The 25,979-nt window shown below is 63.9% G+C and carries 31 protein-coding genes; 20 read left to right on the forward strand and 11 right to left on the reverse strand.

Annotated elements, in window-relative coordinates:
- Positions 1–12 precede the first annotated feature (12 nt).
- Positions 13–834 (forward strand): ion transporter, encoded by an 822-nt coding sequence (locus VF769_RS07825; protein ID WP_331007830.1) that lies wholly within the window; start codon positions 13–15, stop codon positions 832–834.
- Here VF769_RS07825 and VF769_RS07830 read toward each other — a convergent pair.
- Together VF769_RS07830 and VF769_RS07835 are read right to left on the reverse strand one after the other, a co-directional pair.
- On the reverse strand, positions 828–2,855 hold the full coding sequence (locus VF769_RS07830; RefSeq protein WP_331007831.1) for a beta-propeller domain-containing protein: 2,028 nt from the start codon (positions 2,853–2,855) through the stop codon (positions 828–830). The genes VF769_RS07825 and VF769_RS07830 overlap by 7 nt on opposite strands.
- 79 nt (positions 2,856–2,934) lie before the next feature.
- A complete protein-coding gene (locus tag VF769_RS07835; RefSeq protein WP_331007832.1) occupies positions 2,935–3,507 on the reverse strand; it encodes a DUF1134 domain-containing protein in 573 nt (190 codons plus the stop codon).
- Positions 3,508–3,588: 81 nt separating this feature from the next.
- On the opposite strand from VF769_RS07835, the gene VF769_RS07840 reads away from it, so the two are divergent.
- The gene (locus VF769_RS07840; RefSeq protein WP_331007833.1) at positions 3,589–4,104 is read left to right on the forward strand and encodes a potassium channel family protein; all 516 of its coding nucleotides are present in this window, start codon (positions 3,589–3,591) and stop codon (positions 4,102–4,104) included.
- Here the strand turns inward: VF769_RS07840 and VF769_RS07845 are convergent.
- From VF769_RS07845 to VF769_RS07855, 3 genes are all read right to left on the reverse strand, one after another.
- On the reverse strand, positions 4,101–4,430 hold the full coding sequence (locus VF769_RS07845) for a low molecular weight protein tyrosine phosphatase family protein (RefSeq protein WP_331007834.1): 330 nt from the start codon (positions 4,428–4,430) through the stop codon (positions 4,101–4,103). The genes VF769_RS07840 and VF769_RS07845 overlap by 4 nt on opposite strands.
- A 43-nt stretch (positions 4,431–4,473) precedes the next feature.
- The gene (locus VF769_RS07850) at positions 4,474–4,812 is read right to left on the reverse strand and encodes a hypothetical protein (protein WP_331007835.1); all 339 of its coding nucleotides are present in this window, start codon (positions 4,810–4,812) and stop codon (positions 4,474–4,476) included.
- Between the two features lie 165 nt (positions 4,813–4,977).
- Positions 4,978–5,955: an acetyl-CoA carboxylase carboxyltransferase subunit alpha gene (locus VF769_RS07855; protein WP_331007836.1), complete on the reverse strand. Its 978-nt coding sequence runs from the start codon at positions 5,953–5,955 to the stop codon at positions 4,978–4,980.
- 165 nt (positions 5,956–6,120) lie between these two features.
- Here VF769_RS07855 and VF769_RS07860 point away from each other — a divergent pair, with 165 nt between their 5' ends.
- From VF769_RS07860 to VF769_RS07925, 14 genes are all read left to right on the forward strand, one after another.
- Positions 6,121–7,164: a CoA ester lyase gene (locus VF769_RS07860; RefSeq protein WP_331007837.1), complete on the forward strand. Its 1,044-nt coding sequence runs from the start codon at positions 6,121–6,123 to the stop codon at positions 7,162–7,164.
- 233 nt (positions 7,165–7,397) lie between these two features.
- Complete coding sequence (locus tag VF769_RS07865) at positions 7,398–7,922, forward strand: CARDB domain-containing protein (protein WP_331007838.1); 525 nt, start codon at positions 7,398–7,400, stop codon at positions 7,920–7,922.
- 71 nt (positions 7,923–7,993) lie between these two features.
- Positions 7,994–9,223, forward strand: a complete 1,230-nt coding sequence (locus tag VF769_RS07870) for a dipeptidase (RefSeq protein WP_331007839.1) — start codon at positions 7,994–7,996, stop codon at positions 9,221–9,223.
- Positions 9,220–9,666, forward strand: a complete 447-nt coding sequence (locus VF769_RS07875) for a YbgC/FadM family acyl-CoA thioesterase (RefSeq protein WP_331007840.1) — start codon at positions 9,220–9,222, stop codon at positions 9,664–9,666. The genes VF769_RS07870 and VF769_RS07875 overlap by 4 nt, the downstream gene beginning before the upstream one ends.
- 92 nt (positions 9,667–9,758) lie before the next feature.
- Positions 9,759–10,448, forward strand: a complete 690-nt coding sequence (tolQ, locus tag VF769_RS07880; RefSeq protein WP_331007841.1) for a protein TolQ — start codon at positions 9,759–9,761, stop codon at positions 10,446–10,448.
- Positions 10,449–10,510: 62 nt separating this feature from the next.
- A complete protein-coding gene (locus VF769_RS07885; RefSeq protein ID WP_331007842.1) occupies positions 10,511–10,912 on the forward strand; it encodes a biopolymer transporter ExbD in 402 nt (133 codons plus the stop codon).
- A 1-nt stretch (position 10,913) separates the two neighbouring features.
- Positions 10,914–11,648, forward strand: coding sequence for a hypothetical protein (locus tag VF769_RS07890; RefSeq protein WP_331007843.1), 735 nt, complete (start codon positions 10,914–10,916; stop codon positions 11,646–11,648).
- Positions 11,648–12,052, forward strand: a complete 405-nt coding sequence (locus VF769_RS07895; RefSeq protein WP_331007844.1) for a cell envelope integrity protein TolA — start codon at positions 11,648–11,650, stop codon at positions 12,050–12,052. The genes VF769_RS07890 and VF769_RS07895 overlap by 1 nt, the downstream gene beginning before the upstream one ends.
- A 17-nt stretch (positions 12,053–12,069) precedes the next feature.
- Entirely contained in the window at positions 12,070–13,383 is a 1,314-nt protein-coding gene (tolB, locus tag VF769_RS07900; protein ID WP_331007845.1) for a Tol-Pal system beta propeller repeat protein TolB, read from the forward strand.
- A gap of 106 nt (positions 13,384–13,489) precedes the next feature.
- Positions 13,490–13,987 carry a peptidoglycan-associated lipoprotein Pal gene (gene pal / locus VF769_RS07905; RefSeq protein WP_331007846.1) on the forward strand — a complete coding sequence of 166 codons (498 nt, stop codon included), beginning with the start codon at positions 13,490–13,492 and terminating at the stop codon, positions 13,985–13,987.
- A gap of 102 nt (positions 13,988–14,089) precedes the next feature.
- Positions 14,090–14,926 (forward strand): tetratricopeptide repeat protein, encoded by an 837-nt coding sequence (locus VF769_RS07910; RefSeq protein WP_331007847.1) that lies wholly within the window; start codon positions 14,090–14,092, stop codon positions 14,924–14,926.
- A gap of 24 nt (positions 14,927–14,950) precedes the next feature.
- Positions 14,951–16,183, forward strand: coding sequence for a tRNA lysidine(34) synthetase TilS (gene tilS, locus VF769_RS07915; RefSeq protein WP_331007848.1), 1,233 nt, complete (start codon positions 14,951–14,953; stop codon positions 16,181–16,183).
- Positions 16,184–16,334: 151 nt separating this feature from the next.
- The gene (gene ftsH / locus VF769_RS07920; protein WP_331007849.1) at positions 16,335–18,254 is read left to right on the forward strand and encodes an ATP-dependent zinc metalloprotease FtsH; all 1,920 of its coding nucleotides are present in this window, start codon (positions 16,335–16,337) and stop codon (positions 18,252–18,254) included.
- A 70-nt stretch (positions 18,255–18,324) separates the two neighbouring features.
- Positions 18,325–18,699, forward strand: a complete 375-nt coding sequence (locus tag VF769_RS07925; protein WP_331007850.1) for a VOC family protein — start codon at positions 18,325–18,327, stop codon at positions 18,697–18,699.
- Here the strand turns inward: VF769_RS07925 and VF769_RS07930 are convergent.
- The 5 genes from VF769_RS07930 to uvrC form a co-directional block, all read right to left on the reverse strand.
- Positions 18,696–19,133, reverse strand: a complete 438-nt coding sequence (locus VF769_RS07930; RefSeq protein WP_331007851.1) for an SRPBCC family protein — start codon at positions 19,131–19,133, stop codon at positions 18,696–18,698. The two genes, VF769_RS07925 and VF769_RS07930, sit on opposite strands and share 4 nt — an antisense overlap.
- Positions 19,130–19,654 (reverse strand): SRPBCC family protein, encoded by a 525-nt coding sequence (locus VF769_RS07935; RefSeq protein WP_331007852.1) that lies wholly within the window; start codon positions 19,652–19,654, stop codon positions 19,130–19,132. The genes VF769_RS07930 and VF769_RS07935 overlap by 4 nt, the downstream gene beginning before the upstream one ends.
- Positions 19,655–19,664: 10 nt before the next feature.
- Positions 19,665–19,991, reverse strand: a complete 327-nt coding sequence (locus VF769_RS07940; protein ID WP_331007853.1) for a metalloregulator ArsR/SmtB family transcription factor — start codon at positions 19,989–19,991, stop codon at positions 19,665–19,667.
- Positions 19,992–20,197: 206 nt separating this feature from the next.
- Positions 20,198–20,791 (reverse strand): CDP-diacylglycerol--glycerol-3-phosphate 3-phosphatidyltransferase, encoded by a 594-nt coding sequence (gene pgsA / locus VF769_RS07945; protein WP_331007854.1) that lies wholly within the window; start codon positions 20,789–20,791, stop codon positions 20,198–20,200.
- Between the two features lie 110 nt (positions 20,792–20,901).
- Positions 20,902–23,019: an excinuclease ABC subunit UvrC gene (gene uvrC / locus VF769_RS07950; RefSeq protein WP_331007855.1), complete on the reverse strand. Its 2,118-nt coding sequence runs from the start codon at positions 23,017–23,019 to the stop codon at positions 20,902–20,904.
- 120 nt (positions 23,020–23,139) lie between these two features.
- Between uvrC and VF769_RS07955 the strand changes: the two genes are divergently transcribed.
- The 4 genes from VF769_RS07955 (at position 23,140) to VF769_RS07970 (ending at position 25,587) form a co-directional block, all read left to right on the forward strand.
- Positions 23,140–23,598 (forward strand): hypothetical protein, encoded by a 459-nt coding sequence (locus tag VF769_RS07955; protein ID WP_331007856.1) that lies wholly within the window; start codon positions 23,140–23,142, stop codon positions 23,596–23,598.
- Positions 23,599–23,633: 35 nt separating this feature from the next.
- Positions 23,634–23,900 (forward strand): hypothetical protein, encoded by a 267-nt coding sequence (locus VF769_RS07960; RefSeq protein WP_331007857.1) that lies wholly within the window; start codon positions 23,634–23,636, stop codon positions 23,898–23,900.
- 76 nt (positions 23,901–23,976) lie between these two features.
- Entirely contained in the window at positions 23,977–24,324 is a 348-nt protein-coding gene (locus tag VF769_RS07965; RefSeq protein ID WP_331007858.1) for a chorismate mutase, read from the forward strand.
- 228 nt (positions 24,325–24,552) lie between these two features.
- Positions 24,553–25,587, forward strand: coding sequence for an SRPBCC family protein (locus VF769_RS07970; RefSeq protein ID WP_331007859.1), 1,035 nt, complete (start codon positions 24,553–24,555; stop codon positions 25,585–25,587).
- Between the two features lie 86 nt (positions 25,588–25,673).
- Here the strand turns inward: VF769_RS07970 and VF769_RS07975 are convergent.
- A partial coding sequence (locus tag VF769_RS07975) for a cold-shock protein (RefSeq protein WP_349258115.1) occupies positions 25,674–25,979 on the reverse strand: 306 nt, incomplete at its 5' end.

Below are 25,979 nucleotides of genomic sequence, written 5' to 3' on the forward strand. Positions count from 1 at the left end.
GGGAGGGGCGGCATGCCTCTAATCAAACGCAAACACACGACCGCGAAAGCCTACGCGCACGATTGGCTTGAGCCGGATCAGCCGGGCGGCATCAATTTCTTCTCCGGCACGATCATCGTGCTGGTGATTTTCAGCCTGCTCTCGCTCGCGCTGGAGACGGAGCTGCTGCGCGCCGATTCTGGGCTCGATCGTTCGATGCTGCCCTGGGTGCAGGCAGTCAACGTCGCTGTCGTGTGGATCTTCGCGATCGAGTTTGCGTTGCGCTTCTGGTCCGAAGGCGAGAACCCCGCGCATGCGGGCGTCATGGGCCGGCTGCGCTTTCTTGCTCAGCCCGTCACGCTCGCGGACGTTCTGGCCTTCTTGCCCGAGCTGATCGCGATGGTGTTCTTCCCGGATCACTCGAGCCAACTTTTCCCTGCGCTGCGCGCGTTGCGTCTGTTCCGTCTGTTCAAGCTCGCGCGCTACGTGCCTGCGTTCGCGATCGTGGGCGCCGCCGTGCGGCGTGCGTGGGCGCCCCTGATGGCCGCGCTCGCGGTGGCGGCGGCGCAACTCTACATCGCCGCGATGCTGCTCTACCTGATCGAAGGCGACACCAAACCCCAAGCCTTCGGCTCGATCGCGCGCGCGATGTGGTGGGCCGTCGTGACGCTGACGACGGTGGGTTATGGCGACGTTTATCCCGATTCAACATGGGGCCGTGTCGCCGCGGGCCTCGTCGCGCTCGCTGGCGTCGGCATCGTCGCCATGCCCACGGGCATTCTCGCCTCCGCCTTCGCCGAGGAATTCCGCGAACGCCACGAAGCTGAGCAACGCGCGCGGCGTGGCGATCAGTGACGCGGCGGCGGTACGGTGAAGTTTACGCGCGCCATCTCGCGGATGCTTTGGCCAACCACACGGCCTTCAACTAGTTCCGTGCCGGAGAGCGCGAAGACGCGAGGGCCGACGAAGATCGGCCGTGAATTGCCGTACCAATCGATGCACGAAACTTCGCAAGAATAAGTAGGGTCGATTGCATCCTCATTCGAGGTCAGTTCGCCCAAAGTGGTGAGCCGCCCTTCGTTTGAGAGCGCGACAAAGCTCACGTCCGAAGATTCGCTGTCCCACACCCAGCGGCCGCTACGCTTTTGCGCTTCGCCGGTCGGGATGCCGAGCACGCCGGAACCGTCTTCAGCGAGCGTGAAGTTAAAGGCGTGCGAGCGGCCTTCGGTTTCGAAGCGGCCGCGCAGGCGCGCCGTGTCGGTGATGCGCGGGGCGCCGGAGAGATCGAGCACGGACATGCTCAACGCTTCGCTGCTCTGGTAGCCGGTGAGCACAGCGTCTTCACCGATGCTTTCGACGCGGATGATATTGTGCGGCGCTTGCAGCACGGTGGCGGCGCTCGGGTTGCGCGATGGCACGACGACGACGACGCCTGTAGCGTCCTGCTCGCTATCGTCGCGATAAGAAGACCAACGCGTACGGCCGCCATAAACGAGGTGGCCGGCGGTGAAGCGGTTCTCGAGCCCGTAGCCGCCGGCACCGGGCAAGGGCGTGAACGCGCTTTCCGGCGCGGATTGCGGCGTTACGCTGAAAGCTGAAAGCCGAGTGGAAAAATAGCGAAGCGGCAGTTCGGGCGCGTCGAGGGGGCAGCGCGGATCGACCCAGACGTCGAGCGCGTGAAATTCATCCGCTGTCGCCTCCATACCCAGCTGATCGTTCGGACGTCCGCGAATGAACATGGCCCGCGGACGGCCGGTTGCGATGTCGATCTGAAACAGCGCCGCGGGCGTTGCGCTTTCGAAGCCGTCGGCCGCGCGCGCGGCGCACATGCGTTCGTTCTCGCGCCAATCCCAGTGCTCGTAGCCGGTCCAGGTCCACAGATAGACGTGATCATTTGAGACATAAAACTCGCGCGGGGCGGGGCCGACGATGGCGGTGCTGCGGCATTCGAGTTCGTCGCCAGCGTTTGGAGTGCCAAGTGGGCAGACCGAGATCGTGTGAATTGTGGGCCGCAGCGTTGCTTGAACCGGGCGGTAGATGTCGCGCGCATCGAACAGGGGACGGCCGCTTGTCAGTTCTTCGCCGTCTTCGCCTTCGCGCAGCCAGCGGCGTACCAAAGGCCAACGCGGCTGGTCCTCATCGACCTCGTCGGCCATTAGCGGCGTGTAGATGACGAGGGCGCCGTTCACGAGCCGCGTCGCGTAATTGTCCCCGTCATAATAATCGTTGGAGGAGATGAAATAGGAGCCTTCGCGCGTGAAGCGGCCTTGGGGGCTCAGTGAGAAAACGCTGAATTCGGTGGCGTTGTGTTCGTACGAATAGGACGTCGCCAAGATGCGGTTCTCGTGCACAAGGATTTCGTCGTACCAGGAATCGGCGTGATCCTTCCGATAGACATTGATACGATCGGTGAACGTCAAATCGGCCGAGGAATCGCCCGTATCGATCGAAAAGAGGCGTCCGTCCTGCAACACGATGAGATAGGGGCCGATCATTTTGACGATATCGCCTTCGTCGACGCCGGCAGTTTGCACATTGGTGATGGCGGTGTTCGCGGAAGCTGCGGAGACAGCTGCACGCGCGGAGGCGGTGACCATGATCTCGCTGTTGTCTTCGAGCGGGCAATCTTCCGGCGTGGGGCAGAGCTCTTCGCTGGCGACGCTTTGTTTGCCGGGCGATTGCCCGCGTCGGCCTTGCGCGCTGCGTGCCGCCCGCGCTTCGTTCGTGGCGCGGACGTAGTCCAGAAATTCCCGCTCGTTAGTGAAGCGTTGCAGAGATGGCCAGGACGGCGCTTCCGTTGCGCTCCGTGCATTCGGCGCGGGTGTCGCGCACGCAGCTAGTAGTAAGGCCAGTCCAGTGCAGAGCCACTGACGCATGCTTCACCCTCCCAACGAGAAGGCTATCAGCAGACGTGTGCTTGACTACCCACAAAGCTGTGATGCTGCGCGTGCGCGCTTAGAACGGGTTCAAGCGGCGGCGACGCGAATAGGCGAGGTAGCCGATATTGGCGCCGAGGCGGAAGCCGACGCCGGCGCGCATGGGCGCGAGCGTGATGTTGTCGCGACGCTGATAATTCACACCGACCCCGCCGACGAAATAAGCCGAGCCGTCGACGCCCGGGAAGCGCTGAAAAATCTGTTCCGGATCGCGCATGCCATAGACGAGCGTGAACACTTTCGACGCGTTGCCGCCGGTGTCGAAGCCGATCGACGGGCCCTGCCAGTACACGCGCGTCGTGCCGCCGCGGCCCTTGAGCCGGAGGCGTCCATCGCCATAGCGCAAGCCAATGCCGATCGCGCCGGAGCCTTCTTCGCCTTCGATATAGCCGTTGGGGCGGCCGTTTTCAGCGAACACGTGGCTGACGACGGCGGCGACGCCCTCCGCGCCGGCGCCAAAGAAGCGCTCGGCCGCGTCGACGATTTCCGGCTCGGAATAAGTCTGGTCGTTTTGCGCGAGCGCGGCCCCCGGCAGAAGTACGCTTGCGCCCAAGCCAAGAGCGAGCGCGCGGCGGGAAAGATCGTCGGTCATGGGATCATCTCCGAATAAGAGAGCAACATAGGCGCATTATCGGGATATTGCAGCAGAGCCGAGATGAGCCGGGGATGAATCTTGGCCCTTGATGCGGATCAATGCGGGCCGCTGGCCGGGCCACAGGCTGGCGACATGGAAGTGCCGCTCTCTCAACTCGTGCTCAATCTGGGCGTCGCCACTCTTATGGTGGGCGTAACGACGCTGACGCACTTCTTCGGGCTGCTCTTTCTCACGCGCTTGATGAGTACGGCGCGCGCCCGGTTGCGCACCCACGAAGGCGCCCTGCGCCAAGCTGGAATGATCCTTCTGGTCGTGTTCGGCATCTTCGCGCTCCATACCGCGCAGGTCTGGAGCTACGCCGTGCTCTACCGTGTGCTCGGCGAGTTCGGGACCTTCGAACAAGCGCTTTACTTTTCGACGGTGAGTTTCTCGACGCTCGGCTTCGGTGATCTGACGCTCGGGGTGAATTGGCGGGTGCTTGGGGCCATCGAAGCCGTGAACGGCCTCGTGCTGATCGCTTGGTCGACCGCGTTTCTCATGAGCGTGACGACTCGTTTGCGGCTGCTGGAGCATGAATGGCTTGAGCGCGACTAGTAGGGCGGCAGAAATCGCGTCACTTTTGCGCGCAGCAGCGCGATCAGAGTCTCGTCCATGAATTCGTATTCGTCGGGGATGTCGAGGCAGATCAGGCGCGCGTGTTTCAGCTCGGCTTTGAAGCGCTTCTGCACTTTGTTGCGATGCGCTTTCTCCATGACGAAGACGATGTCGGCCCAGCGCAGCAATTCGGGCGTGAGCGGATTGTCGGCGTCGTTGTTGGTGCCGGCGGATGCGGTCTCGACGCCCGGATGCGTGGCGAAGACTTGCTCCGCCGTCGGGCTGCGGAGGCGGTTCTGGCTGCAGATGAAGAGGATGTTTCTCAAGCGCGCCTATAGTCCGCTTTTCGCCGAAGTCAGACGTTAGCCACTAGAGACAACCGGCTTCCGACACACGCGCTTCGGTGCTGGAAAGCACATCGCCCGATGTCTTGGACCACCCAATCTCGACCGCCTCGTTGCAGGGCAAACCACGTATCAGCCTGCTCGCCTGACCGGTGTCACGGTCAACTGTGAACTCGTTGGACTCCAACCATTCAAGCAATTCTGCTTCGCTCGCACCGGCTCGAAAGCGATTGGAAAACCTGCGCGCGGAAGCTGGCTCATCCCATTGAGCGTCGGCCAACAGCGCCGGACGCCGCTCGGCGAAGGCGACCGCCACGGCAAAGGTGAACCACTGCCAGTTCAGCGCGACGACAGTGGCGACCACCAAGGCGGCCCCTGCCAGCCACGTCCACAATCGCGAGCTAGGTTTGGAAGCCATGATGCAACTCTATGTCCGCGCACCGATGACCGCTATGGGCCAAGAGCGGAAATGTCTTGCCGCGCCCGCACCTCGGTCCTTTCCCTCATGCGCGAGAGGGGGCGATGGCGCTTAAGCCGCGCCGGCTTCCGCCTCAAAGCGCCCGATTGCCAGGAAGCGGTCGCGGCGCTGCGCGCGGAGGCCTGCGCCATCGAGTTTCCCAAGTTCGTCGAGCGCTTCCGCGATGGCCGCGCCAACGGTGGCGATGGCCGCACTTGGTTCGCGATGCGCGCCGCCGACGGGTTCCTTGATGATGTCGTCGATGACTTTGAGTTCGATCAGATCTTGCGCCGTGATTTTCATCGCGGTCGCGGCGTCCTTCGCGCGGGCGCTGTCTTTCCAGAGAATGGAGGCCGCGCCCTCGGGGCTGATCACCGAATAGATCGAGTGTTCAAGCATCAGCACTTTGTTGGCGGCGGCGATGGCGATGGCGCCGCCCGAGCCGCCTTCGCCAGCGATCACCGCCACCATCGGCACGCCGAGTGTGAGGCAGCGTTCAGTGCTGCGCGCGATCGCTTCAGCTTGGCCGCGCTCCTCGGCGCCGATTCCAGGATAAGCGCCGGCGGTGTCGACGAAGCTGACAACGGGAAGCCCGAATTTGTCGGCGAGGTCCATCAATCGCACGGCTTTGCGATAGCCTTCAGGGCGCGCCATCCCGAAATTGTGCTTGAGGCGATCCTGCGTGGTGCGACCCTTCTCATGGCCGATCACCAAAACAGGCCGGCCCATGAATTTGCCGGTGCCGCCAAGAATGGCGGCGTCTTCGCCGTATTTGCGGTCGCCGGAGAGTTCGATGAAATCGGTGACGAGGGCGGCGACGTAATCGCGGAAGCGCGGGCGGTCCTGGTGCCGCGCCACCTGCGTCTTTTGCCAGGGATCAAGTCTTGAATAGATCGTGGCGAGTTGGTTCTCGGCCTTTGTCTTGAGGCGCGAGAGTTCGACGCCCTGAGAAATGGCGTCGGCGCCGGAGGCTTCGGCGAGCGCCTGAAGCTCTTCGATCTTGGCCTCGATCTCGGCGACCGGCTTTTCGAAATCCAGATAAGTACGCAATGCTCGCCCTCGGGCGCGGGGAGGCTCGCCCCCGCCGGAAGGGGCGGACAATAGCCGCCCCGGTTGCGGCTTCAAGGTAAAGCGCAGGCCCGGTTAGCCGCATTGCACAGCCGGAAGGCTCGGTTCATGCTGCGGGCGCGAACAGAACAAGATCGAGGCGCCCCGATGAAGCCACCCCGTCACTTTTTCGCTCCTTTGGCGACTGGCGCGCCCGCGCCCTTGCGCGAGCTGCCGGTGCGGCTGGAGCGGATGATCCATTTCGTGCCGCCGCATCTGGAAAAGGTGCGCGCCAAGGCGCCGGAAATGGCCAAGGACGTGGACGTGCTTTTGGCCAATCTGGAGGACGCCATCCCCGCCGACGCGAAGGATGCGGCGCGCGCGGGCGCGGTCGAGATGGGCAAGGCGTTGAAGGGCGTCGATGTCGGCTATTGGAGCCGCATCAACGCGCTGAACTCGCCGTGGCATTTGGATGATGTGACGACGCTTGTTGAAGGCGTGGGCGATCGGCTCGACGTGATCATGGTGCCGAAGGTCGAGGGACCTTGGGACATTCATTACATGGATCAGCTGCTGGCGCTGCTGGAAGCCAAGCACGGTCTGACGAAACCGATCCTGTTGCATGCGCTGTTGGAGACGGCGCAGGGCGTGGCGAACGTCGAAGCGATCGCTGGCGCGAGCCCGCGCATGCAAGGCATTTCGCTCGGGCCAGCGGATCTGGCGGCGTCGCGCAAAATGAAGACGACGCGCGTGGGCGGCGGCCATCCTGGCTATCGCGTGCTGAGCGATGCGAACGCGGACGGCGGCGCGCGTGAAAGCGTGCAGCAGGATTTGTGGCATTACACGTTCGCCAAAATGGTCGACGCGTGCGTGATGCACGGCATCAAGCCCTTTTATGGTCCCTATGGCGATATCAGCGATGCGGCGGGATGCGAGCAGCAATTCCGCAATGCGTTCCTGATGGGCTGCGCCGGCGCCTGGAGCTTGCATCCGAGCCAGATCGCGATCGCCAAGAAGGTGTTCAATCCCGACATCGAAGAAGTGAAATTCGCATTGCGGATTCTGGAACTGATGCCGGACGGCACAGGCGTCGCCATGCTCGATGGCAAGATGCAAGATGATGCGACCTGGAAGCAGGCCAAGGTGATCGTGGATCTGGCCAAGCAAGTCGCCGCGAAAGATCCGGAGCTCAAGGCGGCTTATGGCCTGTAACGCGCGTCACTGAGGCGGCCGCGGCGTGACGCTACATTCACGCCGTTATGAAAACGCGCCACCTCATCCTGTTGATCGTCGCGACCGCCGCTTATTTCGCGGTGTCGGTGATTGCGTCGCCGACCTGGGCGGGGCTCTGACGGCGCGCGGCGTGACGGGCGTCACGGCGGATTGCGCCCGTCCGCCTTAGCGTTTCTCTCGGTGGGTGGGGTGTTTCCTTGGGAGGAAGCTCCATGTTGCGTTCTTTGTTCGTCGGCGGCGCCGCCGCGGCGATGGCTTGTTTTGGACTTGGCTTCACGCACGCTGCTGATGCGCAGCAAGTCACGCGCGCGCCAAACGTCAATGTCGCGCGTACGCCGACCGGCGGCCCCGTGATCGTCGCGCAATCGCCTGATCTGCAGCCGATCCCGTCGCGCATCGCGCATGGCGTGGTCTCAGTGCGCAACACGGGTACGGTGGCGTCCACGGCGTCGATCGTGACGGTGAATTGTCATGTGCCCGGCCAAGAGGGCGGCTGCGTCGACGTGCCGGAGCGCTTGCTCGCCGGTTACACCAATCCCGCATATCCGAACCGGCTTGTGGTCCAGGTGCCCGCGATCCAACCCGGCCACGTCTACAATCACGACCTGACATTCTGGGACGACATCGTCTGGCCCGCCGGCGCCTATCAGTTTGACTTCGTCGCGGACGCCAGTGCGACGAATGGCGAGAGCAACGAGGGCAATAATACCGGCTCCTTCGTTTGGAACGCGCCATAAGCATCGCGCGAGCGGGGTGACGCCAAGGGCGGGCGCGGCTAGTGTCGCGCCCGCTTCGCTTGGGAGATCGCATGCGCTTTGCCGCTTCTTTGTTTGCTGTCACGCTGATGGCGCTGCCGACGATCGCGTTGGCGCAGACGCCGCCAACACCGCAGGAGCGCGCGCGGATTGACCGAATTCTGCGGCGCACGCCGCTGATCGACGGCCACAACGATCTGCCTTGGGCGATCCGCGACGATCATGGCAACGACCTCGACAATGTCGATCTCAGCAGCGACACGCGCCGCCTGACGCCGCCCCTGCACACCGATATTCCGCGTCTGCGCGAAGGCCGCGTCGGCGGGCAATTCTGGTCCGTCTATGTGCCGGCGTCGCTCAAAGGTACGGCGGCCACGGAAGCAACGTTCGAGCAAATCGATCTGACACGGCGCATGATTGCGCGCCACCCGCGCGTATTCGAATTCGCCGACAGCGCCGACGACATCGTGCGCATCCATCGCGCCGGCCGCATCGCCTCGATGTTCGGCATGGAAGGCGGCGAGGCGATCAACAACAATCTGGCGCTGTTGCGCGCGTTTCGCCAAGCCGGCGTGCTCTACATGACGCTCACGCACAGCCAGAACACCGATTGGGTCGATAGCGCCACGGCCGCGCCGCAACATGGCGGGCTCAGCCCATTCGGCGAAGACGTGATCCGCGAAATGAATCGCGTCGGCATGCTCGTCGATCTGAGCCACGTCTCCGCGGACGCCATGCGCGATGCGCTACGCGTCAGCACGGCGCCCGTGATCTTCTCGCATTCGTCGGCGTTCGCCATCGCGCCGCATCCGCGCAATGTGCCGGACGACGTGCTGGAACTCGTGCGCGCCAATGGCGGCGTGGTGATGGTCAATTTTTATCCGGGCTTCATCGACAATAATGTGCGCGCCTGGAGTTCGAACCGTGCGGCGGAAGATGCGCGTTTGAAGGCGCTCAATCCGGGTAATCCGGACGCCGTGAGCGCGGGTCTGGCTGAATGGGCCGCCGCCAATCCGCGCCCGGAAACACCGCTCTCGGTGCTGGCCGACCACATTGAGCATATCGGCCGCGTCGCTGGCCGCGACCATGTCGGCATTGGCTCGGATTATGACGGCATTCCATTCCTGCCAGTGGGCATGGACGGTGTGGAGGATTATCCGGCGCTGTTCGTGGAGCTTGCGCGGCGCGGTTGGAGCGATGCGGAGCTGGCGGGCCTCGCCGGCGGCAATCTCTTGCGCGCGCTCCGCCAAGCCGAGCGTGTCGCGTCGCGGGCCAGCCCATGAGCCAAGACGCCCCTAGCGCCGGCCGGTTTGAGGGCCGGGTCCATATTCTGCCGGTGCGGATTTATTACGAGGACACGGATTTCACCGGCCTCGTCTATCACGCCAATTATGTCCGTTATTGCGAGCGGGGGCGGAGCGACTTCCTGCGCCTAGCCGGCGTGCACCATTCCCTGCTCTTGGAGGAGGCCGAGCCGCTGGGATTCGCGGTGAACAAGCTCAACCTCGAGTTCTTGAAGCCGGCCCGGATCGATGACGCGCTGGTCGTTCGTTCCATGTTCGATTCAATCAAGGGGCCCCGCATCTTCATCACCCAGGAGATTGAGCGGGCAGGGGAAATTCTGGTCCGGGCGGAAGTCCAAGTCTGTTGCATAAGCCTCACAGGTAAGCCCAGGAGGCCGCCAGTGGTGCTTTTGGACCGGCTTAAACCATTTCTGGAGACCTAGGCGTCCAGCTTTTGACAAACTCCCCTGGCCTTAAGCCATAGGTTTTTGCGGGGGCGCGGCTCGAGGACGAGTGCGCGGAAGCGGGAGCGAGTATGGAATCCGGCGCAGAACAGATCACCGTCTTGTCGCTGTTCCTTCAGGCCGACCCGGTCGTGAAGGCGGTGATGTTGATCCTGGCTATCGCCTCGATCTGGTCGTGGGCAGTGGCCGTCGACAAATGGCTGCAATTTGGCGACCTGGAACAGAGCGCGCGCAAGTTCGAGCGCGAATTCTTTTCCGGCCGCTCCGTGGATGAATTGGACGACCGTGGCGGTGATCGGCCGCGCGATGCGCTGTCGCGCGTGTTCGCTGCGGCCGCGCGCGAATTCCGTGAAGCGCGGCGCACCGGCCTGCCCACCGGCGACGCCGCCAATTTGCTGCTGGCGCGCGCCGACCGTTTGATGCAGGCGCAAGTTTCGCGCGAACTGGGCCGCGCTTCGCGCAATCTCGGCGTGCTCGCGACGGTGGGGGCGGCTGCGCCCTTCATCGGCCTGTTCGGCACGGTGTGGGGCATCATGAACGCCTTCACCAATATCGCGCAGCAACAGCAAACCAACCTGGCCGTCGTGGCGCCCGGCATCGCCGAAGCCTTGTTCGCGACGGGCCTCGGTCTCGTCGCCGCTATCCCGGCGGTGATCTTCTACAACAAATTCTCCGGCGATCTCGATCGCTTCGCCGATCGGCTTGAGACCTTCAGTGATGAAGTCGCCGCGCGCCTGTCGCGCCGCTTGGGCGAACGCTAATGGGCATGGGGCTCACGCCTTCGTCGGGGGGCGGACGTCGCGCGCGCAGGCGTCGCGGCCGCTTGAGTGAAATCAACGTCACGCCTTTCGTGGACGTGATGCTGGTGCTGCTGATCGTGTTCATGGTGACGGCGCCGCTGCTGACCGTGAGCATTCCGATCGAATTGCCGCGCACCGAAGCCAAGCAATCGCCGGCCGAAACCGAGCCGCTTTCGATCACCATTCGCGATGATGGCGTGATTTTCCTGCAGGAAACCCAAGTCACCATCGAAGAATTGGTGCCGACGCTGCGCGCCATTTCCAACAACGGCTATGACCGCGCGATTTATATTCGCGGCGATCAGCGCGTCTCGTGGGATACCATGGCGCAAGTGCTGGCCAGCGTAAGCTCCGGCGGCTTCACCAAGCTGCAATTGGTGACGGATACACGCGAAGGCCAGCAACCGCGAGCAGGGGGCGGATAAGATGCGCCCCGGGGTCGTCGTCTCGATCATCGGCCACATCGGCGCTGTCCTGATGACGATGTTGGCCTGGGAAGCGCGCTCGGAATTGCCGGCGCGCGCGGGCGCGGTGGTGCCCGTCGAGATTGTCGACGTCGCCCTGGAATCCAACGTTCGTGCGCTGCAGGAAGCGCAAGCCGAAGAAGAGACAGCCGCGCCCGAGGAGCAGGAAACAGTCCCTGAAGAAGCGCAGACAACGCCGGCCTCGGCGCCGGCGCCGACGCCGCGCCCGCGCGACCGCAACCGGGATGCGTTTGAGGATTTGCTCAATGATCCGGGCTTGATCGATCGCAGCAAGGATCGCACGCGTCCGCGTCCGACCAATGGCGAAACCGCCGATCGCACGCAAGAAGGCGCAGGGCTGGGAACGGCGGAAGCCGCAGCGCTTGAGGATCGCGCGCGGGCGTTGGCGCGGGCGCATTTGCGACGTTGCTGGCGCATGCCGGTGGATTTGCCTGATCCAGATCGTTTGGTGGTCACGGTCGCCTTCGACATCAACCGTAATGGAACGCTGAACGGTCGGCCGCGCGTCTTAAGCCCGCGCAATTCGACCTTTGATCCCGCGATGCGTGCGGCGGTTGATGCTGCGGTGCGAGCCGTGCAGACGTGCGATCCTTATCCGTTCCCTGATGATCCTGTCGTCGGCGAGCATTACGATATTTGGCGAACGACGGAATTCACGTTCCGGCCGAGGTTTTGATGCGGGTAGCTCTTCCTCTCTCGCTCGCTCTGTTGTGCTTGCCGATGCAAGTTACGGCGCAAGGCTTGAGCGATGAACAGCCTGCGGCTCAGGCGCTTGAGTATCGTGCGGCCCGGGTGATGCGTGATGCGATGCGCCGCTGCTGGCGTATGCCGACAGCGGAGGGCGCGCGCCACGTTCGAGTGTCGGTGGAATTCAATCTCAACCGCGATGGCACGTTGGCGACCGAGCCGACGATCAGCGTGGAAGGCGGCGACGAAACAAACCCGATCGTGCGCGACGCGATGGAGAGCGCCCGCCGCGCCGTCATAAATTGCGCGCCGTATCCGATTAGCAACGACCCGGAACTTGCCAGCCACTATGAGATTTGGCGAGAGATGAGTCTGGTTTTCATGGTTCCCTAGGAAGACGAGCGATTTTCATGCGCCTGATCCGAGCCTTTTTCGCAGCGTTCGCCGTAGCGCTGCTCTTTGCCTTCGCAGCGCCGGCGCACGCGCAACTGCGCGTCGATATTGAAGAGGGCCACCTCAATCCGATGCCGATTGCGGTGAACGACTTCATGGGCGCGAACCCTGCGGCGCAACAGGTCGGCCAAGAGGTCGCCACAGTGATCCGCGCCAACCTGGAGCGCTCCGCGCTTTTCCGGCCGATCCCTTCTAGCGCCTTCATCGAGCGCATCACCGCCATGGAAGTGCCGCCGCGTTTCGCCGATTGGCGTATCATCGACGCGCAAGCGCTCGTTGTGGGCCAAGTCACGCCGTTGCCGGACGGCCGCATCCGTATCGAGTTTCGTCTGTGGGACACGTTCGGTGAAACCTCGCTGACCGGCTTTCAATACGCGACGACGCCGGACAATTGGCGCCGCATCGCGCACCGCATTTCCGATCAAATCTACGAACAGCTGACCGGCGAGCGCGGCTATTTCGACACGCGCATCGTCTTCGTCTCCGAGAGCGGCCCGCGCACGCGGCGGATCAAGCGCCTCATGATTATGGATCAGGACGGCGCCAATCCGTTCTTCCTGACGGGGCCGGACGCGATGGTGCTGACGCCGCGCTTCTCGCCCTCGACGCAGATGATCACCTATATGAGCTTCGAGACGGGCGCGCCGCGTGTGTTTCTGTACAATCTCGAAACCAATCGCCGCGAAGTGCTCGGCGATTTCCCGGGCATGACCTTCTCACCGCGCTTCGCGCCGGATGGGTCGCGCATCGTGTTCACGTTGGACATGAACGGCAATTCCGAAATCTACACGATGGATATGCGCTCTCGCGCGCGCACGCGGCTCACCAATCATGCCGCGATCGACACTTCGCCGAGCTTCTCGCCAGATGGATCGCAGATCGTGTTCAATTCCGATCGCGGCGGTTCTCCGCAGCTTTACGTGATGAACGCCGATGGTTCGGGACAGCGCCGCATCAGCTTCGGCGAGGGCCGTTATTCGACACCGGTCTGGTCGCCGCGTGGTGATCTCATTGCGTTTACGCGCCAAGGCGGTGGGCGCTTCGCGATCGGCGTAATGCGCCCTGATGGTTCTGGTGAACGCATCTTAACCGAATCCTATCTCGACGAAGCGCCGACGTGGTCGCCTAATGGGCGTGTGATCATGTTCTTCCGCGAAGGCCGCGGCGCCGGTCCGAGGTTGTGGTCTGTTGACCTTACTGGGCGCAATTTGCGTGAGATTTCAACGCAAACTGACGCCTCTGATCCGGCTTGGTCGCCACTTTTGCCGTGATCACGTCACGTTTCTACGCTAGGAACAATTCGTCTTGTGCAACATTATCGCTCCGAGCCGGGGTACCAGCGTTCGCCGAACGCCACGCTGAAAGGGGACTAACCATATGCGTAAGTTTTTGATCGCCACCGCAGCCATCGCGTCGCTCGCCGCGTGCGCGAGCCGTCCTGAGCCGACGCCGACCCCGACGCCGACCCCGACGCCGCCGGTTGAACAGCCGCAAGGCCCGGTCCCGGGCTCGGTGGAAGATTTCCGCGTCTCGGTCGGCGATCGCGTGTTCTTCGGCTACGACCGCTTCGACCTCTCGGCCGAAGCCCGTTCGGTGCTCGAGCGCCAAGCCGCGTGGCTGCGCCAATACCCGAACGTCCGCATCCTCGTCGCTGGCAACGCCGACGAACGCGGCACCCGCGAATACAACCTCGCGCTCGGCGCCCGCCGCGCCGCCGCCGTCCGCGACTATCTCGCCTCGCTGGGCGTCGCCAACACTCGGATGGAAACCGTGTCCTACGGCAAGGAGCGTCCGCTCGACCCGCGTTCGAACGAGGAAGCTTGGAGCGTCAACCGCAACGGTCACACGCAGATCGTTTCGGGCGCTGTCTCGTAATTTAGTTGGCGCCGCTTTCGAACGGAAAACCGCTGCACACTTTTCCTGAAAGCGGCGGCAGCGTCAAAATTTGGCCCGAGCGTGTCGGCTAGGAATTCTCCCATGACGCATCGTTCGGCTCTCATTTTCAAACACGCCCGGCTCGCGGCTTTCCTCGCCGCGGCCGGGTTCTGTTTTGTCGCCCCAGCCGCGGCGCAGACGACCTTGCCGCCGCCGACCTTCGGCCAGGCGGATGCGCGCCAGGATCGGATCGAGGAACTGGAAACCCAGCTCCGCGAGGCGACAGCGGAAAACGAGCGCCTGCAATATGAGATCATCCAGCGCGACCGCGAAATCACGCGGCTGCGCGGCATGGTCGGCGAATTGGCTGGCGTGAACCAATCGCTCTCCACGCCGCCGGCAGATGGCGTTGCGCCCGCAACGGACCCGCCCGCGCAGACCAGTCCCGGCGGCGGCGGCCAAGCCTCCACCCTGAATGACGCCCAGCGCGCCGCGACTGGCACGCTCGGCACGATGCCTGCCGCGGCCGCGCCGCCGCCGGCTGCCCCGGCTGATCCCGCCGCGCAATATAGTCGCGCCCGCGAATTGCTGGTCGCCGGCCAACTCGCCGAAGCGGAAGTGGCGTTCGCTGACTTCCTGCAGGCGCACCCGCGGGCCAACACGGCGGTCGATGCGCGGTTTTGGCTCGCCTACACGCAGCTGGCGCGCAACAATTATCGCGATGCGTCGCAGAACTTCCTCGCCTACATGCGCGCCGCGCCGAACGGACCGCGCGCGGCCGAAGCACAAGTACGCCTCGGCATGGCGCTTATCGGCAATGGACAACGCAGCGAAGGCTGTGGCGCGTTCTCCTCGCTCGCGACGCGCTATCCCAACGCGCCGCGCAACATCCGCGATCTCGCCACCCGCGAAGCCCGCGCGGCCCAGTGCGGCGCTTAACGCTCTAAAGCTCCTGAGTTTGCGATGCTCGATCCGCTGACGATCGAGCGCATGCGCGCGTGCGACGGACCGGTGCTCGTCGCGCTCTCCGGCGGCGGCGATTCCGTGGCGCTGTTGCATTTGCTCCTCGCGGCATTTGGTGCGGCGCATCTGCGCGTGGGCGTCGTGGATCATGCTTTGCGTGACGGTTCCGCCGAAGATGCGCGCCGTGCGCTTGGTTTTGCTGCGGCGCTTGGCGTACAGGGCGAGGTGCTGACGCTGCATTGGCCGAATGGCCCGAAAGCGGCGCAGCTGGCGGCGCGGGCGGCGCGCTATGCGGCGCTTTGTGCCTACGCGCGTACGCAGCGCGCGACGGTCATCGCCACCGCGCACAGCGCCGACGACCAAGCCGAGACCGTGTTCATGCGCGCCGGCGCCGGTTCGAGCTGGCGTGGCCTCGCGGGCATCGCTCCGTTCGCCGCCGCCCCGCTGTGGCCTGAGGGGCGCGAGCTCTACGTGGCAAGACCGCTGCTCGGCGCCCGGCGCGAAGAGCTACGCGCATATCTGTGTGATCGTGGCGCAGATTGGATCGATGATCCCGCGAACACGAATCCAAGATTCGAGCGCGTGCGTGTCCGCGCACGTTTGGCGGCGTTGGCGACAGCGGGACTTGATCCCATGCGCTTCGTCGCGATGGCCGGGCGGCTGCGCGCGCACGTCGATGCGCTTGATCGCGACGCCGCCGCTTTGATCGCGCGGGCGGCGACATTGGATATTGGCGTTTCCATTGTCCGGGCCGCCTGGAGGGGCCCAGCGCTCGTGCGTCAGCGGGCGCTCGCCGTGTTGATGGCGGCGGCGGCGGGCGCAGCGCGCGAGGCGCCGTTATCGCAGATGGCGGATTTGGAGCTGCGCGTTATGGGGCCGGACTTTCAGGGCAGCACACATGGCGGCGTGTTGTTTCAGGCGCATCCGAAGGTCGTCACCCTCGGGCGCGATCCAGGCGCGGTGTTGGGGCGCGCCGACGGCGCGCAACCGGCGCCAGCCTTGCCGCTGCCGGCGAACCAAACTGTGATTTGGGACGGACGTATCGCGTTGACGGCGCGGGCGCCCGGCTGGCGGGCGGTTCCAGACCGCAATACCGCGCTGCTCAGTTTGGAGCAGGCCGGGCGGCGCGCGCCGCTCGACGCGGCCGCTGGCGATGTGGCGTGGCGGTCCCTGACGGCGGAGCGTGTGCGACATGCCTTCGCGGCTGCGGTTAATGCGCCGCAACCCTTGTGAAATTAGGGCAAATTTCTACGTCCGCGTTCACCGGGCCTTGACCGGGATCATGCTAGTGAGGGGTGTTCAGCGGCGGGCGCGGTCCCTATCTTGCTGAAGAAAGTATTTCCGCGCCGGGCCGAACGCTCGGCGGCGGCCAGAAGGTTGCTCAATGCCGATCCGTTCATTGCTGATCTGGGGCGTCGTCGCCCTCGTTCTCGTGGTCCTCTTCACGGTGATGCAAGGTCCGAGCGCCACGCGCGGCGCGACCGAATTGTCCTATTCGGAGCTGCTCAATCGCGTCGAAGCGGGGCAGATCACGTCGGTGACGACGCAGGGCGACGCACTGCTCTCGACCGCGACGGACGGCAAATACATCACCTATCTTCCGAATGGCACGATGGCGCCTGTGGTCGAGCGTTTGGATGCGGCCAACGTCGTCGTGAACACGGAGCGTCCGCAGCGCGGTCCGGGCCTCGGAGACATCCTGCTCGGCGTGCTGCCGATGCTGCTGCTGATCGGCGCGTGGTTCTTCTTCATGCGTCAGATGCAAGGCGGCGGGCGCGGCGCCATGGGCTTCGGCCGATCGAAGGCGCGCCTGCTCACCGAAGCCAAGGGGCGCGTGACCTTCGAGGACGTCGCTGGCATCGATGAAGCCAAGGAAGAACTGGGCGAGATCGTCGAGTTTCTGAAGGACCCCGGCAAGTTCCAACGCCTGGGCGGCAAGATTCCGAAAGGCGCGCTGCTCGTCGGCCCGCCCGGCACCGGTAAGACGCTGCTCGCGCGCGCCATCGCCGGCGAAGCCAATGTGCCATTTTTCTCGATCTCCGGTTCGGACTTCGTTGAAATGTTCGTCGGCGTTGGCGCCAGCCGCGTGCGCGACATGTTCGAGCAGGCCAAGAAGAATGCGCCCTGCATCATCTTCATCGACGAAATCGACGCCGTCGGCCGCCACCGCGGCGCCGGCCTCGGCGGCGGCAATGACGAGCGCGAACAGACGCTCAACCAATTGCTCGTCGAGATGGATGGCTTTGAAGCCAATGAAGGCATCATCCTGATCGCGGCGACCAACCGTCCCGACGTGCTCGATCCGGCGCTGCTGCGTCCGGGCCGTTTCGACCGCCAGATCGTGGTGCCGAACCCCGACCTGCCGGGCCGCGAAAAGATCCTGCGCGTGCACACACGCAATGTGCCGGTGGCGCAGGGCGTCGATCTGAAAACCATCGCCCGCGGAACGCCGGGTTTCTCCGGCGCCGATCTCGCCAACCTTGTGAACGAAGCGGCCTTGCTCGCGGCGCGGCGCGGAAAGCGCGTCGTCACCAACAAGGAATTCGAGGACGCGAAAGACAAAGTCATGATGGGCGCCGAGCGCCGTTCGATGGTGATGAGCGAAAGCGAAAAGCAGCTCACCGCTTGGCACGAAGCCGGCCACGCCATCGTCGCGCTCAATGTGCCTGAGAGCGATCCGGTGCACAAAGCCACCATCATTCCGCGCGGCCGTGCGCTCGGCATGGTGATGCAGCTGCCGGAGAGCGACCGCTATTCGATGAACTTCACCCAGATGACCTCGCGTCTGGCCGTGATGATGGGCGGCCGCGTCGCCGAAGAACTGCATTTCGGCAAGGACAAAGTGACGTCGGGCGCCGCTTCCGACATCGCCGCCGCCACGCGTCTGGCCAAGAGTATGGTCACCCGTTGGGGTTATTCGGACGAACTCGGCTTCGTCGCCTATGGCGACAACAATGACGAAGTGTTCCTCGGCATGAGCGTGCAGAAGAACCAAAACATCTCCGAAGCCACGGCGCAGAAGATCGATGAAGAGGTGAAGCGCCTCGTCAACGAAGGCTATGTCGAAGCCAAGCGCATCCTCACCGAGAAGGCGCAGGAGCATCAATATCTGGCCGAAGCGCTGCTCGAATACGAAACACTGAACGGCGAGGAGATCGCCAAGGTCATGCGCGGCGAAAAGCTGGATCGTCCGGAGGACACCCCGCAAACGCCGCTGCCGCCGACGCCGGCGCTGCCGGTGACGGATGAAGACGAAGCGCCAGCCCGCGGCGGCTGGGGCGGCGCAGCTCCGCAAGGCGCATAAAACACGGACCGCCGGCCACTGGCCGGCGGTTTTGTTTTGTGGGTAGTGTCGCCCGCGAGGGAGACCCGCCATGCTCGCAACCGCACCATTCACGCCGCTGCTCGGCACGCTGAAGCCCGAGGCGGCGAAGGCGTTTTACGCTGATGTGCTTGGCCTGAAATTCATCAACGATGACGGCTTCGCCTTGGTGTTCGAAGGCAAGAATGGCCGCATCCGCGTGTCGCGCGTACCTGCCGTGACGCCGCCGGCCTACGCGGTGCTCGCCTTTAACGTCGACAATATCGACGCCGCCGTCGACGGCCTCACCGCGAAAGGCGTCGCCTTCGTACGCTATCCGTTCTTCGTGCAGGACCCCAAAGGCATTTGGTCCGCGCCCGACGGGACCAAGGTCGCGTGGTTTCACGACCCGGATCTGAATTTGCTGAGCCTGGTGCAAGCCGCTTAAGCAAGCGCGTTCGCCAAATCGCCGACGATCTTGGTCCAGCCTTGTTGCGTGCGCTCGGCGTATTCGGCCCAATCGGGATGTAGCCGATGCGTCAGCACAAGCACACAGCTTTCACCTTGTGGCGTGATCTCGATCGTCACCACGCTCAGATCGCCTTGCTCTGCATCGACGCCCCAGGTGAACACCAAACGCCGTGGCCGATCGATTTCGCGATACGTGCCGGTGTGATTGATCTCCACGCCTTGGCGCGTCACGCGATAGTTGAACACGCCGCCGACATGCGCCTGATTGCTTAAGCTCACGACCTGCTCGTCGCGCAGATGCGGCCCAAACATGAAGCGTCCAATCCATACTGGATCAAGCCACGCGTCGAACACACGCTCCGCGGGCGCGCTGATCGTGCGTTCGACGCGGATCGAGGGCGTCTCGCTCACAGGCGCGTCTCATATGCATGGTGCGCGGTGACGACGTCGGCCCAGAAATGGTTGGCCGGCTTGCCCGCCAACACCGTTGCGAGCGTTTCGAGATGCGCTGTCCAGCCGCCGGCGAAATCGCGGGTGTGATCGATCGTATCGATCTTGGTGTGGGTCAGCTTCAACAGCGTTTCCTCACCGCGTGCTTCGAACTCGAAACGCACCTCGGACACATGCTCATCGCCATCACCCCAGGTGATCGCCAGCAGGCGTGGGGGATCGAAGGCGAGCACGCGGCCGCTCATCGGAAATTCGCCGCTCTCCATCTGCGCCCAGCGTTCGGGCGGCTTTTCGTTGGTGATATTGCGGTGCGCGAACAGAATACTGAAGGCTTGGCCGTTCGCGGTGAAATTATCCCCGGCCGTGAACCAGCGGCTGCGTTTGTCGGCGTCCACGAAATAGGACCACACGCGCTCGATTGGCGCGTTCAGCGTGCGTTCAAGACGGAACGTGGTGGGGGTGACGATTTCGCCGAATTGCATGGGGGGCTCCTTAGTCTTCGTGCTCAGCCAGGGCGCGCTCGAGGGCGTCGAGGCTGGAATTCCAGAATGTGCGTTGTTGCTCGATCCAGGCAGCGGCTTCGTCGAGCGGGGCGGGGTTCAGTGACAGAACATGCTCCCGACCGGCGCGGCGCCGGCGCACCAGGGTCGCGCGCTCCAGGATGCGGATGTGCTTGGAGACCGCGTTGAGCGACATCGCGAAGGGCGCCGCCAGATCGGTGACGCGGGCTTCGCCGGAGGCCAGCCGGCTTAGGATCGCCCGCCGGGTTGGGTCGGACAGGGCCAGCATGGTGTCGTCGAGGGCGGCTGTGGTCTGCATATTCAACCAATAGGTTGAATATTGGCGTGCGTCAACCCTGCTCTGGCTCCGCCGGCGCGGATCGTTTATGCGAGCACGACTCTGTTTTTATGGGCGAAGCCGATGCTCGACTTCTTCACGATGTTCACCAACCCCGCCATGATCGCGATCCTGGCCTTTATCGTGGCCATTATCGTGCTGAACGTGGTCGAGTTCGGCCGCGTCGACTAAGCGCGCTTCAAGAGCGCGCCGAGATATTGCGCGCCGCTCAACAGCGCCAACGCCGCCGCCGCCCAGATCAGCACGCGCGCGGCCATATCTAAACCTGCCACGATGAAGCCGTCCGCCTGCAGAAGCGCGGCTGTCTGAAACGCCAGGAAAGCGCCGACGCCCGCCATCTCCGCGGCGGCCTTCCATTTGCCGAGTTGGCTGACGGGCAATGACTTGCCCTGCGCCGCGATGCCTTCGCGCAAGCCGGCGACAGCGACGTCGCGGCCTAGGATGAGCACGGATGCGGCAACCAGCCCGATCGGCAGCGCCGCGAACGCAAGAGCGACCAGCATGCAGGTGATCAGCACTTTGTCGGCGGCGTGATCGAGGGCGGCGCCGAGCGGCGTCACTGCGTCCAGCTTGCGTGCGAGATAACCGTCGAGCCAATCGGTGAGCGCGGCGATCACGAAGAAGATGAAGATCAGCGCGTAGATGAAGCCCGCGAGATAGGGGTCGCTGTAGAGCAGCGTCGAGGCGTAGAGCACCGCGCCTGCGAGAAGGGGGGCTGCGATGATGCGGAAGATCGTGAGGGTGGTCGGAAGGTTTTTCACGTCACTCAACCTTCGGACCGCCGGCTTCCAGCCGGCAATTGTGTTTCACCAAGGCGCCCCGCTTGTGCATGCGCAGGCACCGTATGCCGGCTGGAAGCCGGCGGTCCGAATCAGCGTTTATTGTCGTGGAAGAAGTCATAGATGCGCTTCGCCAGTTCTTTGTTGACGCCTTCGACGCCTTCCAATTCCGCCAAGCCCGCCCGCGAGACGCCGCGCGCTGAACCGAAGCGATCAAGCAGCGCGCGTTTGCGCGCGGGGCCGATGCCGCCGATTTCATCGAGCGGATTCTTCGCGATGCCGGCGCTGCGTTTGCCGCGATGGGCGCCGATGGCGAAGCGGTGCGCCTCGTCACGCAGCCGCTGCAGGTAGTAGAGGACCGGGCTTTTCTCGTCGAGCCGGAATGGCGCGCGACCGGGAATGAAGAAGCGCTCGCGGCCGGCGTCACGGTCCACGCCCTTGGCGATGCCGGCGATGCGGATTTTGTTTTTGAGTCCCAGTTCTTCGAGCGCCTCCAGCGCCGCATTGAGCTGGCCCTCGCCGCCATCGATCAGGACAAGGTCGGGCCATGCGGCGAATTTTGTGTCGGCGGAGTCGACGTCGCGCTCCTTCGAGAAATCCACGCCGCCATCCGCGATTTTGCCGCCTTCGGATGCTCCCCCGCTTGCGGGGGAGCTGTCGAGCGCATCGCGCGAGACTGAGGGGAGCGTGTCGCCCAACTCCCCCCTCCCGCTCGCTTCGCTCGCGACCTCCCCCGCGAGCGGGGGAGGATTGGCGGCGTCATCTTCGTCGCGCTCAGCCAACATCCGCGCGAACCTCCGCCGGATCATCGCTTTCATCATCGCGAAATCGTCGCCGTTGAAGTCGGCGGTCTTCATGTTGAACTTGCGATATTGGGTCTTCGTGAAGCCTTCGGGGCCGGCGACGATCATCGCGCCCAACGCGTTCGTGCCTTGGATGTGGCTGTTGTCGTACACTTCGATGCGTTCTGGGCGTTGCGCCAAGCCGAAGACTTCCTGCACGCCATCCAACAATTTTGCGACGCTGCCGGTTTCGGCCATGCGCCGGCCCAGCGCTTCGCGGGCGTTCAGCAAAGCCGCTTCCACGATTTCGCGCTTCTCGCCGCGCTCGGGCTTTCGAATTTCGACTTTGCACTCAGCGCGGATACAGAGCGCTTCTTCTAGCAACTCGCGATCCGTCGGTTCGATGCTGGTCAGCACGAGTTTCGGCGGTTCGCGGTCATCGTAGAATTGCGCGAGGAAGGCGGAGAGGATTTCCGCAGGCGCTTCCTCGACATTATGGCGCGGAAAATAAGCGCGATTGCCCCAGTTTTGGCCGGCGCGGAAGAAGAACACCTGAATACAGGATTGGCCGCCTTCGTTGTGCAACGCGAACACGTCCGCCTCGTCGAAGGTGGACGGGTTGATGCCCTGCGAAGCCCGCACGCTGGCGAGTGCGCGGATGCGATTGCGCAGCCGCGCGGCGTGCTCGAACTCAAGCCTATCGGCGGCGTCGCGCATCTCCTCGGCCAAGCGATCCTGCAATTGCACAGAGCGGCCTTCGAGAAAGTCGACGCTATCCTTCACCAGCGCCGCATATTCCTGCTCGTCCACCAGCCCAACGCAGGGGCCCGAGCAGCGCTTGATCTGAAACAGCATGCACGGCCGCGTGCGGCCGCTGAACGTCGAGTCCGAACACGAGCGAAGCAGAAACGCCTTCTGCAACGTGTTCAGCGTGCGATTCACCGCGCCGGCGCTGGCGAACGGTCCGTAGAATTTGCCTTTGAAGCTTTTGGCGCCGCGATGCTTCTGCAACGCCGCATACGCATGATCCGTGCGGATGGCGATGTACGGGAAGCTTTTGTCATCCCGCATCAACACGTTGTAGCGCGGCTTCAGCCGCTTGATCATGTTGGTTTCGAGCAGCAGCGCTTCGGTTTCAGTCGCGGTGACGATGATCTCCATCGATGCCGTCTGATGGATCATCCGATAGATCGCGTTGGTGTGGCCGCGCCCCTGCGCGTACATCGCCACGCGGTTCTTCAGGCTCTTGGCCTTGCCGACGTAAAGCACCTCCCCGTCGGCGCCGAGCATGCGATAGACGCCAGGCTTGGCCGGCATGCGCTTCCACGCGTCGCGGATCGCCTCGATGCCTTTCAGCTCGGGGGTCGGCGCATCTTCGCCGGGCAGGCCTTCCAATTCGGGCAGGGTGGGTTTGTCGGCGCCGCTCATGCGAGTCTGCAGTTTAGACCATCATAGATGGGGGTTTGGATGCGTTGATCATATCGTCTTACAGGCGTACCCCTTGTGGATATCTCGCTTAGAACAAGAACGAGCTAGGGGAGTCGAACAATGCGGAGGTGGGCCCAGGCGCTTGGCGCCGGACTCGCCGTGGCCGCGTGGGGCGCGCCGAATGCGCTGGCGCAAGATACGCGGGTGCGGGGATATCTCGAACACGGCATGGCTGTCCATGAGACGGCGGGTTACGCACGCGAGCTTACAATCCCGGACTTGGAGCTGCCCATGCGGCTCGACCGGCCGCACCTTTGGTCGATCTATCTCGATGAGGGCGTGAATTATCGCGTGTTCGCGGCGTGCGACGATGCCTGCTCGGATCTCGACATGGAAATCTACGGCGCGGACGGGGCGCTGGTCGAACGCGACAATGCGCGCGACGACACGCCGTTCGTGCAGATCACGCCCACCCAAACCGGGCGGCATTTCGTCCGTCTGTGGCTCTATGCGTGCGCCGCTGAGAGCTGCGCGATCGCCGCTCGCGTCGTGTCTGGAGGCACGCCGACCGCGCGCTGAAGCTTCGCCGGGGCCGGGGGCGAAAGAGTTCACCGATGATCAGAGTATTCGTGATTCTCACGCCGGACGCCGCCGCGCGCATGGCACAGGCGTCGCCGCGCGACGTGAACGAGGCGCGCCGGCTGACGCGCGCTTTGGTTCGGTTGGGGACCCTCGATTTCGAGGCCAAAATATCCATCCGCTTCGTCGATCGACCGCCGCCCGTGGTGGAGTCGGGATGGTCGATGCGGATTCCGGTCGTGTTCCCTGGCATCGGCGAAGCGGAATTGCGGGCGCCGGGCGCAGATTTCGGCCTCGAATAGGGCGGGGTCCGGCGGCGTTGACCCTGCGGCCCTGGAGCCCCTGGACGGGCTTTTCCGATCGGCCCAAGAGAGCCTCATGGATGACATCCGACACGACAAACTGAAGGCGGAGCGCGCGTTCGCCGCGCCTGATCCCGCCGATTGCCAGACCATGCTCGATGTCCGCGCCGGCGTGGATGAAATCGACCGCATGCTGGTGGCGCTGATCGCCCGCCGCCAGGGCTATATGGACGCCGCCGCCCGCATCAAACCGAGCCGCTCGGTGGTGCGCGACGAAGCGCGGATCAATCAGGTTCTGGCCAATGTGAAGGCCGAGGCCGAGAGACACGGCCTCTCCTGGGCCATCGCCGAGCCGGTTTGGCGCGAGATGATGGAACGCTGCATCGCCTACGAATTTGATGTCTGGGACGCCACACGCGGCTGAGATCGCATTGTGCACATGCAGGGGCGGGTTCACCCCCCGGCTTTCGCCGTGGTAACCATCCGGACTGGGGGGGCGCTGTCCGGGTTGGGTGATGGCGCTCAAGAATAAGGTAAAGGTTCGCGCTTGGCGCGAGGCTGGCTGCATGTTTGCAAGCGTGCAAGGTCGCGCGTGGCGAACCGGTTCCACCGATGATAAGGCCTGTCGCTTCCGCGAAGGGGAAGGCGGCGCATGAGGTGGTTTCTCTGGTTTGTCTTGGTGATCGCCCTGATCACCGGTGCGCTTTACGGCGTTGGTCGCTTCCTATTGCCCAACAACCTCGAAGTGGTGCGCGAAGCCACGGTTGAGCGCCCGCGCGCGGCCGTGTTCGCGATGATGAACGATCTGCGCATCGCCAAGGAATGGTCGCCCTTTTACGCCCGCGATCCGGACGCCGATTACAGCTTCTCCGGCGAGCCCGGTTCCGGCCAGTCGATGCGCTGGTCGAGCAATGTACGCGAAGTCGGCGCCGGCCGCATGTCGATCGTAAACTCGACCGAGAACGAAGAGGTCGAGGGCATCATCGAGATCGGCGAACGGGCGACGCTCAACTCGCGGCAGGAATTACGTCCTGTGGAAGGCGGCACGCACGTATCGTGGACGATCACCGCCCAATGCGCCGAAGGCTGGATCAATGTGCCCTGCCGCTACATGAACCTTGTCATGCGCGGCATGGTGCAGACCGAACTCGACAACGGCTTGGCCCGCTTGAAGACGCTGGCCGAGCAGCTGCCGAACGTCGATTTCGAGGGGCTCAACCCGATGTTCGATACGGTGGAGCCGCAATCCTTCGTCTATTCGACGGTGGAGACCTCCACTTCAGACCAAGCCGAAATCGATCGGGCCGAAGCCATCGGCCTCGACCAAGTCCGCCGCTTCATGACGGAATACAATCTGACGCAAGCTGGCCCGTTGGTTCGGGTGGTCACTGATTTCGACGCCAATAGCGGCCGCATGAGCTTCCGCGTCGGCTACCCCTTTTCAGGCCCGACGCCGCTTACCGTAGTGGGCGTGCAGCTGGGCCAAACCCCGTCAGGCGAAGCGATGCATGTGCTGGTCGAAGGCTCGCGCACGCAGGTGCGCACCGCCTATTTGCAGATGAACGCCTACCTCCAAGCGCATCGCGTGCCGCTGCGCGAGAACGGCCTGCCGTGGGAGGTCGTGCATCAACAAGCCACGCCCGAAGGCGGTCAGACGCGCATTGAGATCTTTATGCCGTTGCAATGATATTCTCGCCCATCGTGGGCGAGCAGGGGCAATAAAAAGGCCCGCCGGCAACGGCGGGCCTTTCATCTTTGCGCGACGCGCGAAGCTTAGTCGTTGATCTTCAGGTTCACGGCCTTCGGACCTTTGCCCTTCGTGTCGGGCAGGGTCTGGAAGTTCACGCGCTGGCCTTCGACCAGTTGCGTCAGACCCGCACGCTCTACAGCGCTGACATGGACGAATACGTCCGCGCCGCCGCCGTCCGGCGTGATGAAGCCGAAGCCGCGCGCGCCGTTGAAGAACTTCACAGTGCCGTCTTGCGGATCACCCAGAGGTTGGCGCGGGGGACGATCGCCGCCGCCAAAGCCGCCGCCGCCCTCGCGCGGGCCGCTGCGGAATCCGCCGCCGCCGCCGCC

This window comes from Vitreimonas sp. (assembly GCF_036392335.1).
Classification (GTDB): domain Bacteria; phylum Pseudomonadota; class Alphaproteobacteria; order Caulobacterales; family Aquidulcibacteraceae; genus Vitreimonas.